Source organism: Acinetobacter sp. FB (assembly GCF_056033405.1).
Genome location: NZ_CM148502.1, coordinates 2,371,866 through 2,383,373, shown reverse-complemented (window position 1 = coordinate 2,383,373; position 11,508 = coordinate 2,371,866). Strand labels below are relative to the sequence as shown.

The following is an 11,508-nucleotide window of genomic DNA, read 5'->3' as shown; positions in this document are numbered from 1 at the left end:
AATGTATTTATGCAGGTATTTATCTGTAATTTCAACTATAAAAATATGTTTTTTTATGTCAACTCGTCACTCAATTGCATTGCTTCAGTGAGAGCCTCATGTAAGCGTGCAACGGCAATGATTTGAACGCCATCAATAGATTTTTGCGGTGCATTAGCTCTTGGTAAAATCACATATTTAAAGCCATGCTTGGTCGCTTCTTTTAATCTTTCTTGACCATTCGGTACAGGACGAATCTCACCAGACAGTCCAACCTCACCAAAAACTGCCAATTGTTGTGGCAGGGCTTTACCTCTTAAACTTGATGCACAAGCCAATAAAACTGCAAGATCAGAGCCAGTCTCTGTAATTTTTAAACCACCTACTACATTGACATAAACATCTTGTCCTGAGGTTTGCACACCACCATGACGATGCATCACTGCAAGTAACATATTCAAACGGTTTTGCTCTAAGCCAAGAGCCACTCGACGTGGTTGCCCGTGTGCATCATCAACTAAGGCTTGAACTTCGACGAGGAGAGGGCGCGTTCCTTCACGGCTGATCATGACAATTGAACCAGGAATCGCTTCATCATAACGACTGAGAAAAATTGCTGATGGATTGGCAACTTCTCGAAGTCCTTTGTCAGTCATTGCAAAGACACCCAGTTCATTCACTGCACCAAAACGGTTCTTTACAGCACGGATCATGCGATAACGTGAGTCAGATTGCCCCTCAAAGTAAAGTACACAATCCACCATATGCTCTAAGACACGTGGACCTGCAAGCGAACCTTCTTTGGTGACGTGACCGACAATAAATAAGGCTGTACCACTATTTTTAGCAAAACGAGTAAGTAAGGCAGCAGACTCACGGATTTGTGAAACTCCGCCTGGAGCGGATTGTAATGTTTCAGTATAAAGTGTTTGAATTGAGTCAAGAATGGCCACAGCAGGACGCTCTTGTGCGAGAACCTCACAAATACGTTCCACGCAAGTTTCGGCCATAACTCTGAGTTGGTCTGTGGGCAGATCTAAACGTTGAGCACGTAAAGCAACTTGTGAAAGTGATTCTTCGCCTGTGACATAAAGAGCTGAACTTTTCTTACTAGCCATATGCGTTGCGGTTTGCAATAAAATTGTTGATTTACCAATACCTGGATCACCACCAATCAGTACAACAGAACCTGTAACTAGGCCACCACCCAATACACGATCGAATTCACTGATGCCAGTTTGTAGTCGAGTTTCATTTGAGACAGAGATTTGATTCAGCGTTGTAATATTGGCTACTTGTCCTGCGTAGCCACCTACTTTAGGTCGCGCGCGGTGTGAAATATTAGGCTCTAATCGTACTTCCGTTAAGCTATTCCATTCGCCACATTCTGAACATTGACCAGCCCATTTAGGATGGTCTGCACCGCACTGTTCACAACGATAAACTGTTTTAACTTTGCTCATATTTACTCGTAAAAGATACGTGATAGATCAATTAATTTTTTAAAAAATTTGGTTTGTGGAAATCTGAAATACAAATTTTATCTATAACAGTCGCCAAACTCGATTTTGGCACGTAAACTGCTAATTACAAGGAATTGTACATCGAGGTTTATAAAAGAGGAAAAGATGATTAAAAATGCAACTAAAAAGTTCTGAAATTTTAAAAAAGTGATGAAAAGCCGAAAAAACTTTTTCTATTGTTAGATTTTTAGGCTAATTTTGTGACATAAAACTCGAGAGTTGAATATAACAATGTCAAATGATTTTCTTGGTTCACCAAATGAAAATGGTGAGCTACACCGTAGCCTTTCCAATCGACATTTACAGTTGATTGCGATTGGTGGAGCAATCGGAACGGGATTGTTCATGGGTTCGGGTAAAACGATTAGTTTAGCTGGACCATCTATTTTATTCATTTATGGCTTGATCGGTATCATGGTGTTTTTCGTGATGCGTGCTTTAGGTGAATTACTCTTATCGAATTTAAAATATAAATCTTTTATTGATTTATCCACTGATTTAATCGGTCCTTGGGCGGGTTATTTTGTTGGATGGACGTATTGGCTATGTTGGGTCACGATTGGTATCGCTGATTTATCAGCCATTATTTACTATCTTGAATTTTTCAATGGGGGCGAGTCATTTACTCCATTGGGCGGATTGTTGATTAGTACTGTTGCGATTCTATTTGTACTTGGGTTGAACCTTGTCACCGTAAAATTATTCGGTGAAATGGAATTCTGGTTTGCAATGGTTAAAATCACAGCAATTATTGTCTTAATTGCGGTTGGTTTATGGATGATCTTTACGGGGTTCACTAATGCTGCGGGTACAACGGCGAGTATTAGCAACTTGTGGACACATGGTGGTATGTTCCCTAAAGGCTTAGATGGTTTCCTTGCGGGCTTCCAAATCGCAATTTTTGCCTTTGTCGGTGTAGAGCTGGTCGGTACAACTGCTGCTGAAACACAAGATCCAAAACGTAACTTACCTAAAGCGATTAACTCAATTCCAATTCGAATCATTATTTTCTATGTATTGGCATTGTTTGTGGTGATGTGTGTAACACCTTGGGATCAAATTAACCCTAAAGTCAGTCCATTCGTAAACATCTTCTCACAAGCGGGTATTGCTTCTGCGGCGATTATTATGAATTTGGTGGTGTTATCTTCAGTGATGTCATCGATGAATAGTGGTGTATTTTCGACCAGTCGTATGTTGTTTGGTTTATCAACGGATAAGCAAGCACCAAAATTATTTGGAAAACTTTCTAAATCGGCAGTTCCTGCAAAAGCATTAATCTTTTCTTCTATCTGTATTTTTATCGGTGCTTTCGTTCAATTCGTTTATAAAGTGAAGACAGGAACCAATGATGAAGTTACCGCGTTTACCTTAGCGACCACTTTATCGACCATCTTGTTTATCTGTGTCTGGATTGTGATTATGTGGAGTTACATTAACTACCGCAAAAACCGTCCTGAGTTACATGCACAATCAACCTTTAAACTTCCTGGTGGCGTGTTTACTTGTTGGGTGGTTATTTTATTCTTCCTTGCAACGATTTATTTCCTTGCTTTGGACGAAACTACTTTAGAGTCACTTAAAGTCAGCCCAATCTGGTTTGTTATTTTGGCAATCGGTTATTTCTTAAATAAAAAGAAGTAAGCCGTTAAAGAAGTAATGAACAAGAACGTCGGCATCTAAGTCGGCGTTTTTTTATGGATATTGTTTTATTCCTTCAAGTTTAGACTTTAGCCAATCTGATGATCACGTTATACTGCTCCGAATTGTAAAAGTTAGGTGCTCAGATGCGTCAAGTCATTTGTTCGATCGGTTTATTATTCAGTAGCGTGGTACTTACTGCATGTGGTCAGTCAGGGGCATTGCAATTACCTTCTGATATCAATCATGACAAACGTGCAAAATACCTGCTTTATAAAAATGAAACGTCTCAGGCTAAAACGTCATCTGATGATGTGAAAGCTGAAAACCAAGCAGCAACCTCTTCAACAGTATCACAGACAACCTCACCTTAAGTTTGTAAATAAGGACATCTTCATGAGTTTCACTCGCATTAATGGAGTATTGCATGCTGAGCAATGTTCATTAGATCAGCTCGCACAGCAATTTGGCACGCCTTTATATGTTTACTCAAAATCTACATTTGAGAAGCATTATTTAGATATGCATCGTGCTTTTGATTTTATTGATCATCAAATCTGTTTTGCCGTGAAGTCAAACTCGAATATCGCTGTTCTGAATGTATTAGCAAAACTTGGTGCAGGTTTTGATATTGTGACGGGTGGGGAACTAGCACGTGTTCTCGCAGCAGGCGGTGAACCTTCAAAAATTGTATTTTCTGGTTTAGGTAAATCTGAAGCTGATATTGAAAAAGCTTTGACCGTAGGTATTGCATGTTTCAATGTTGAATCTCATGCTGAACTTGATCGGATTCAAAAAGTAGCAGCGAAATTAGACAAGAAAGCGCCGATTTCATTACGTGTAAACCCAGATGTGGATGCGAAAACTCATCCCTATATCTCAACAGGTCTGAAAGAAAACAAGTTTGGTATTCCAAGTGATACGGTCAATGAGACTTATCAATATGCGGCTTCATTACCAAATCTTGAGATTGTCGGTATTGACTGCCACATCGGTTCACAATTGACAGAAACTAAACCTTTCGTTGATGCTTTGGATCGTGTGATTGTCATGATTGAGCAGTTGAAAAGCTTGGGTATCAACCTCAAACATATTGATATTGGTGGTGGTCTAGGCGTTTGTTATAAAGATGAAACTCCGCCAAGTGTTGAAGAGTATGCTAATTCAATGCGTCCAGCTTTAGAAAAGCTCGGTCTCAAAGTGTATATGGAACCAGGACGTAGTATTTCTGCTAATGCAGGCGTATTACTCACCAAGGTGGATTTACTCAAGCCGACTAATCATCGTAACTTTGCCATTATTGATGCAGCGATGAATGACTTAATTCGCCCAGCTTTATATGAAGCGTGGATGGATATTCAGTCAGTCAATCCAAATCCTGATGTTGAAGTTAAAACTTGGGATTTGGTTGGAGCAATCTGTGAAACAGGTGATTTCTTGGGTAAAGAGCGTGATTTAGCACTTCAAGAAAATGATGTCCTTGCTGTATTAGGTGCAGGCGCATACGGTTTTGTGATGAGTTCTAATTATAATACGCGTGGTCGTGCTGCTGAAGTTATGGTCAGTGGTGATCAAGCCTATTTAATTCGTGAACGTGAAACCATAGAATCACTTTGGGAAAAAGAACGTTTATTGCCTGAGGAGTAAATTGAGATGTATTTAGAATTTACCAAAATGCATGGTTTGGGCAATGATTTTATGGTCGTTGACCTGATCACGCAGCGAGCTTATTTAGATACTTTAACCATTCAACGTTTAGCCGATCGTCATTTTGGTGTGGGTTTTGATCAACTTTTGATTGTTGAACCACCTGATTTTCCTGATGTTGATTTTAAATATCGAATTTTTAATGCCGATGGTTCAGAAGTTGAACAATGTGGTAATGGTGTACGTTGTTTCGCTCGTTTTGTACATGAACGTCAACTGACGACCAAAACTAAAATTCGTGTACAAACTAAAGCGGGTATTGTTGAGCCTGAGTTGGGTGCCAATGGGTGGGTTCGTGTAAATATGGGACCACCAAAATTTCTTCCAGAAGAAATTCCATTTCTTACCCAAGAACATGAAGATATTGAAGGCTTATACGCACTGGAACTTGCAGACAATCAAAGTATCAATATTGATGTTGTGAACATGGGTAATCCTCATGCTGTGACTATCGTACCTGATGTATTAACTGCTGATGTTGAGCGTATTGGCCCACAAGTAGAATCACATACACGGTTCCCTTCACGGGTAAATGCTGGATTTATGCAGATCATTGATGAAAAGCATATTCGTTTACGTGTGTTTGAACGTGGTGTTGGCGAGACTTTAGCCTGTGGTACAGGGGCTTGTGCAGCAGCGGTCAGTGGTATGCGCCGTGGTTTACTTGCCAATGAAGTTGAAGTTCAGCTGGCAGGTGGTAAGTTGCATATCGCGTGGCGTGAAGGTGATGTGGTGTGGATGACAGGTCCAACCACGCATGTCTACGATGCACGATTGGATTTAAGATATTTCCAAGGTTAATCTTGGAATAAGTAGACATTCCTAAATGGGGGTGTCTACATGAAGAGAAAATTATAATTTCAAAGGATAACAATGAATCATTTAGTTTTTCTTGCAGGCGCGTCTGGAAATACTCAATTTTGGAATCCCTTGGTTGCTAAACTTCCAGAAGCCTACACTAAACAAATAATTCATTATCCAGGCTTTCATGGTGTGGCCGCAGATCCAGAGATTAACAATTTTGATGATCTGAGCAATTATGTCGTTGCGCAGATTGAGCAACCTTCTATTCTCATCGCTCAATCCATGGGCGGAATTTTTGCGATTGCTGCGGCCTTACAGAAAACTGATTTGGTTAAAGGTCTCGTATTGATTGCAACTTCAGGTGGGATCAATTTAGATCGATTTCAGGTGCAAGATTGGCGTCAGCTTTATCGACAAGAATATTTGGAATCCCCTGATTGGTTTGTAACGACAAAGGTCGATTATGAGGAATTTTTATCTACGATAGAGGTAGAAACACTACTCATTTGGGGCGATCAAGATTCAGTTAGCCCAATCGAAGTTGGGCAGTATTTAAATCAGATATTTAAAAAATCAAAACTTTATATTGTCGAGGGTGGAGATCATGGACTGGCAAAGCAAGATGCCGATGAGGTAGCAAAACAAATAAATGCCTATTTAAAAATGATTTAGACCATGATTAAAACTGATGAAAAGCGTGCTGTGATACAGCATGTTTTTTATTCGCTATCTTTTAGTTAAGGCCAGTTTTAGTGCAAACAAGATAAAAATACTTCCTGTGATGCGATCCATGTATCGAATAAATTTAGGTTGCTTTAAATAAGCAGAAATGGACTGCATTGCAGCAATTAGAAAAATTGACCAGATCAATCCGATTACGACATGTATCATTACAAGACTCATGGTCCAAATTACTGGAGATGCAGACTGTGGAATAAACTGTGGCAAAAATGAAATATAGAAAATACCGACTTTGGGATTGAGTAAGTTTCCCCAAAAACCTTTCATAAACCAATTTTGCGTTGTCACTGCTGAATTATTTAAATTCGCAAGTTGGCTACGAGGCTTTAAAAGGAGATTGAGTCCCAACCATGTTAGGTAAATTGCCCCTATCCATTTCAAAGTATTAAAAGCAAGATCCGAAGTCATCAACAATGCACCTAAGCCACAGGCCACGATAACTCCCCACACAATACAACCTAGATTAATTCCTAAAGCTGCTTGAAATGCTTTCATTTTACCTTCAAGTGTTGCGGTACGGATGATGAGTGTTGTATCCAGACCAGGAGTAATCGTAAGAATTGAGATTGCAATGATATAGGGGATAAGCAAAATTGACATGGTGATGGTGCTAGATAAAACTTGAAATATATTGTATTACACAGCCATATATACTTCGAGATTTGTTTAAAGATAAATCAGAAGAAAATTTGTTAAAATACAAGTTGGTTGATATTCCAAGATGGAGAGAAATTTGGAAACTCCTACAAAACTTCTTTCCATGTGGTTAAAAGAACGCATTATTCAAAATCAATCGGAACATACGATTGCAGCATATCAACGTGATTTAACCGATTTTTTAAAGTTTTGTGAATACAAAAAGCTACGATTAGAAGATGTCGAAGCATCTGATTTAAGGGAATACTTGGCTGCACGAGTTGAGCAAGATCAATTGAGTTCGAGTAGTCTGCAACGCCATTTAACATCAATTCGTCAGTTTATGAAGTGGGCTGAGCAAGGCCAGTATCTACAACAAAATCCATCTGAAGACTTTCGATTAAAGCGCCAGCCGCGTCCTTTGCCAGGGATGATTGATATTGAAACAGTGAATCAGATTTTAGATCAGGCAGCGCCAGAGAAGCCGATCGAACAACAATTATGGCTACGTGATAAAGCGATGCTTGAACTTCTTTATTCCAGTGGATTGCGCTTAGCCGAATTACAGGGGCTAAAGATTAAGGATATTGATTTTAATCGACAATTGTTGCGTATAACGGGTAAAGGCAATAAAACGAGAGTTGTGCCATTCGGAAGCAAAGCAAAACAAGGTTTGATTGAATGGCTTAAAGTTTATCGAATTTGGCAAGGAAATTTTACTGCCGAATCAGCAGTTTTCATCTCACAACGAGGAAATACATTACAACCTCGTCAAATTGAAAATCGCGTTAAATTGCAAGCACAAAGAGCAGGTGTTAATGTCGATGTACATCCTCATTTATTACGCCATTGTTTTGCCAGCCATATGCTTTCAGCAAGCGGTGATTTACGTTCAGTTCAGGAGATGTTAGGACACAGTAATTTATCAACGACCCAAATTTATACCCATGTTGATTTTGATCAATTAGCAAAAGTCTATGATCAAGCCCATCCGCGAGCACACAAAAATGAGTGAACGACAAAAAACAGCTTTATCGTTGGATAATGAGGTATTTATTCAATGTGCAAATTATATTGAGATGATCTTGTCTGAATATCAAACAATCATAGGTGTGGACTATCAAGGTTATTTGAATCATTGTAAGCGTGTGGCTAGTTGCTGTTTAATCCTAGCTCAAGATGATGGTCAACAAACCCATGATAAAATTGCGATTGCAGTTGCTTTTCATGATATTGGTATTTGGACAGCAAAAACGATTGATTACATTCAACCCTCTGTGCAGCAGATGAGGCAATATCTTGAAATCAATCAATTATCTGATTGGCAAAATGAACTGACTTTAATGATTACGGAGCATCACAAGTTAACAGCTACCGAATGTGATGAATATCCCTTGGTTGAACATTTTAGAAAGGCTGATTATGCCGATTTTTCATTAGGATTATTACGTTCAAATATTCCCTTTCAAACTTTTAAATATTTAACGCAACAATATCCGAATTGTGGTTTTCATAAGAGTTTAATGTTTCTTGGATTTAAACGCTTTTTGCATAAGCCATGGAGTCCATTACCAATGTTTAAATGGTAATTGCGGTATTCTCTTTTGAGTAAAAATTAGATCATAAAAGATACATCATGTTGCAAAGTTGAATGTTTAATAACCGACTGTTTTTTTTATTTGTGGTTGCAATTTATTGAACAGACATTCTTACTTTATTGCCAAGTTTTTGCAAAATGTAAATTGGATTAAGATTTATCAGAAATGATCGGTTACAGATCTTTTGTACGTGTTTTTATATACCCATTTTAGGTGGTTGAATTATATAAAATATTAGCTAAATCAAAGTCTAATATAAGTGCTGAAAGTATAACAATATTTATCTGCTGAATAACCCGTCAAAATTAGTGAACTGAGCATTTCATCTTTTTTACAGTCATAGCGAAAATTGTGACTTGACCGAAATGCCAAATACATTGCAAGATAGAGCACCTAAAAAGTTTCGATCGAAGAGTTAGAATGCTCTTCACTACATTTACTTGCTTAGAACAGCCGAGGATTACATGAAGGCTCTTGTCGCTGTAAAACGTGTGGTTGATGCCAACGTTAAAGTTCGTGTTAAGCCGGACAATACTGGGGTTGACCTTACTAACGTTAAGATGTCAATTAACCCATTCTGTGAAATCGCAGTGGAAGAAGCGGTTCGCTTAAAAGAAAAAGGAACGATTTCAGAAATCGTTGTTGTTTCAGTGGGTTCTAAAGACGCGCAAGAACAAATTCGTTCTGCAATGGCTTTAGGCGCTGACCGTGGTATCTTAGTTGAAACTGCTGATGAAATTGGCGCTTTAGAAGTTGCTAAAATTTTAAAAGGCGTTGTTGATGCTGAAAAACCAGAACTAATTCTTCTTGGTAAACAAGCAATTGATGATGACTCTAACCAAGTAGGTCAAATGCTTGGTGCTTTACTTGGTGCTGGTCAAGGTACTTTTGCATCTGAAGTTAAAGTTGACGGCGGTAAAGTACAAGTTACTCGTGAAGTTGATGGCGGTTTACAAACTGTTGAGCTTGGTCTTCCAGCAATCATCACAACTGACTTACGTTTGAATGAGCCACGTTATGCTGCTCTTCCAAACATCATGAAAGCGCGTAAAAAACCGCTTGATACTAAGTCTCCTGCTGACTATGGCGTTGCAACTGGTACTAAACTTAAAACAGTTAAAGTTGAAGCACCTGCTGAACGTAAAGCTGGCGTACAAGTTAAGTCTGTAGACGAACTTGTTGAAAAATTGAAAAATGAAGCGAAAGTGATCTAATACAGAAGGATAAAATCATGAGTATTTTAGTTATCGCTGATCACAACAACCAGTCACTTAACGGTGCAACTTTAAACGTTGTTGCGGCAGCTCAAAAAATCGGTGGTGATATTACTGTATTAGTAGCTGGTTCTGGTGCTCAAGCAGTTGCTGATGCTGCTGCTAAAGTTGCTGGTGTGAGCAAAGTATTACTTGCTGACAATGCTGCTTATGCGAACCAATTGGCTGAAAACGTTGCTGGCTTAGTTGCTGACATCGCGAAAGGCGGTTACAAATACGTATTAGCTGCATCTACAACAACTGGTAAGAACATTCTTCCACGTGTTGCTGCACTTCTTGACGTAAGCATGATTACGGACATTATCGCTGTTGAATCTGCTAATACTTTCAAGCGTCCTATCTATGCAGGTAACGCAATTGCAACTGTTCAATCTGACGAATCAATCATCGTTGGTACAGTTCGTGGTACAGCATTTGATGCTGTAGCTGCTGAAGGCGGTTCTGCTGCAGTTGAAGCTGTTGCTGAAGCGAAAGATGCTGGTATTTCTAAGTTTGTAAGCGAAGAAATCGTGAAACTTGATCGTCCAGAATTAACTGCTGCGCGTATCGTTGTTTCTGGTGGTCGTGGTGTAGGTTCTGGTGAAAACTATCACAAAGTACTTGACCCATTAGCTGATAAGCTTGGTGCTGCTCAAGGTGCTTCACGTGCTGCGGTAGATGCTGGTTTCGTACCAAATGATTTCCAAGTTGGTCAAACTGGTAAAATTGTTGCGCCAGATCTTTACTTGGCAATCGGTATCTCTGGTGCGATTCAGCACTTAGCAGGTATGAAAGATTCTAAAGTTATTGTTGCAATCAACAAAGACGAAGAAGCGCCAATCAACAGCGTTGCTGACTACTGGTTAGTTGGTGATTTGAACACTGTTGTACCAGAATTGGTATCTAAACTTTAATTCTCTGAATAAAAGTTTGAAAACCCTTGCGATGCAAGGGTTTTTTTATGGTTAACAGATTAGAAAAAATCATTATTTGTTGTAAAAACGGCAACGATCAGACCTAAGTAATCAGAAAGTAAAAGAAGTTTGCTTCAATTAAAAAATAATTTTGCAAAATATAGGGAGATGCAAAATGAAAATAAACTCGTTATCTCAATGGGTTTTGGGGGTGTTTTGGGCAGTGTTGGCGAGTACAACTGTTTATGCAACTGATTCGATTGAAGGGTATTGGAAAAGTATTGATGACCGTACGGGTGAACCTTTATCTATTATCGAATTTAAAAAGAAAATTGATGGAACTTATTCTGGAACGATTGTTCATCGTTACCCCAACGTTAGCGGCGTGATCTTAACGCATTGTGTGAAATGTGCTGCACCAAATACGAATAAGCCTATTGTAGGAATGGAGATTGTTTCTGGTGTGACCAAAGATCCCAAAAACCCAAACAAATATAATAATGCGACTTTGTTAGAGGTTCTGAGCGGTCGTACTTATCAGGGCAAGGGGGAAGTGACCAATAATGGCCGTTTGCTCCGAGTGCGAGCATTTAAAGGCGTTTCGCTATTTGGGAGGAGCTCTGTATGGGTACGTACTGCTGCACCTATGGATGTCGAGGTTAAATCACCTTAATTCTCACATGTCTCAAACGCTCCGAAAGGGGCGTTTTTA

Annotated in this window: 12 protein-coding genes; 10 read left to right on the top strand and 2 right to left on the bottom strand. The window is 39.1% G+C overall.

Going from position 1 to position 11,508, the window contains the following annotated elements:
- Positions 1 to 53: 53 nt before the first annotated feature.
- Complete coding sequence (radA, locus tag AC0JIQ_RS11335) at positions 54 to 1,442, bottom strand: DNA repair protein RadA (protein ID WP_474201706.1); 1,389 nt, start codon at positions 1,440 to 1,442, stop codon at positions 54 to 56.
- A gap of 291 nt (positions 1,443 to 1,733) precedes the next feature.
- On the opposite strand from radA, the gene AC0JIQ_RS11330 reads away from it, so the two are divergent.
- The 5 genes from AC0JIQ_RS11330 to AC0JIQ_RS11310 all read left to right on the top strand — a co-directional run bounded on the left by AC0JIQ_RS11330 (position 1,734) and on the right by AC0JIQ_RS11310 (position 6,326).
- Positions 1,734 to 3,146 carry an amino acid permease gene (locus AC0JIQ_RS11330; protein WP_005215059.1) on the top strand — a complete coding sequence of 471 codons (1,413 nt, stop codon included), beginning with the start codon at positions 1,734 to 1,736 and terminating at the stop codon, positions 3,144 to 3,146.
- Positions 3,147 to 3,289: 143 nt separating this feature from the next.
- Complete coding sequence (gene lptM / locus AC0JIQ_RS11325; protein ID WP_004661075.1) at positions 3,290 to 3,517, top strand: LPS translocon maturation chaperone LptM; 228 nt, start codon at positions 3,290 to 3,292, stop codon at positions 3,515 to 3,517.
- A gap of 22 nt (positions 3,518 to 3,539) precedes the next feature.
- Positions 3,540 to 4,790 (top strand): diaminopimelate decarboxylase, encoded by a 1,251-nt coding sequence (lysA, locus tag AC0JIQ_RS11320; RefSeq protein ID WP_474201705.1) that lies wholly within the window; start codon positions 3,540 to 3,542, stop codon positions 4,788 to 4,790.
- A 6-nt stretch (positions 4,791 to 4,796) separates the two neighbouring features.
- On the top strand, positions 4,797 to 5,651 hold the full coding sequence (gene dapF, locus AC0JIQ_RS11315) for a diaminopimelate epimerase (protein ID WP_046739412.1): 855 nt from the start codon (positions 4,797 to 4,799) through the stop codon (positions 5,649 to 5,651).
- 72 nt (positions 5,652 to 5,723) lie between these two features.
- Positions 5,724 to 6,326 (top strand): alpha/beta fold hydrolase, encoded by a 603-nt coding sequence (locus AC0JIQ_RS11310; RefSeq protein WP_474201704.1) that lies wholly within the window; start codon positions 5,724 to 5,726, stop codon positions 6,324 to 6,326.
- 54 nt (positions 6,327 to 6,380) lie between these two features.
- Here AC0JIQ_RS11310 and AC0JIQ_RS11305 read toward each other — a convergent pair whose 3' ends face one another.
- Positions 6,381 to 6,995, bottom strand: a complete 615-nt coding sequence (locus tag AC0JIQ_RS11305; protein ID WP_474201703.1) for a LysE family translocator — start codon at positions 6,993 to 6,995, stop codon at positions 6,381 to 6,383.
- A 160-nt stretch (positions 6,996 to 7,155) separates the two neighbouring features.
- Between AC0JIQ_RS11305 and xerA the strand changes: the two genes are divergently transcribed.
- The 5 genes from xerA to AC0JIQ_RS11280 all read left to right on the top strand — a co-directional run bounded on the left by xerA (position 7,156) and on the right by AC0JIQ_RS11280 (position 11,469).
- Positions 7,156 to 8,046 carry a site-specific tyrosine recombinase/integron integrase gene (xerA, locus tag AC0JIQ_RS11300; RefSeq protein WP_474203260.1) on the top strand — a complete coding sequence of 297 codons (891 nt, stop codon included), beginning with the start codon at positions 7,156 to 7,158 and terminating at the stop codon, positions 8,044 to 8,046.
- Positions 8,039 to 8,620, top strand: coding sequence for a phosphohydrolase (locus AC0JIQ_RS11295; protein WP_474201702.1), 582 nt, complete (start codon positions 8,039 to 8,041; stop codon positions 8,618 to 8,620). Before xerA ends, AC0JIQ_RS11295 begins: the two co-directional genes overlap by 8 nt.
- A 473-nt stretch (positions 8,621 to 9,093) precedes the next feature.
- The gene (locus AC0JIQ_RS11290) at positions 9,094 to 9,843 is read left to right on the top strand and encodes an electron transfer flavoprotein subunit beta/FixA family protein (protein ID WP_004661090.1); all 750 of its coding nucleotides are present in this window, start codon (positions 9,094 to 9,096) and stop codon (positions 9,841 to 9,843) included.
- A gap of 17 nt (positions 9,844 to 9,860) precedes the next feature.
- Positions 9,861 to 10,796, top strand: a complete 936-nt coding sequence (locus AC0JIQ_RS11285; protein ID WP_288401003.1) for an FAD-binding protein — start codon at positions 9,861 to 9,863, stop codon at positions 10,794 to 10,796.
- Between the two features lie 175 nt (positions 10,797 to 10,971).
- On the top strand, positions 10,972 to 11,469 hold the full coding sequence (locus AC0JIQ_RS11280) for a DUF2147 domain-containing protein (protein WP_474201701.1): 498 nt from the start codon (positions 10,972 to 10,974) through the stop codon (positions 11,467 to 11,469).
- Positions 11,470 to 11,508: the final 39 nt, after the last annotated feature.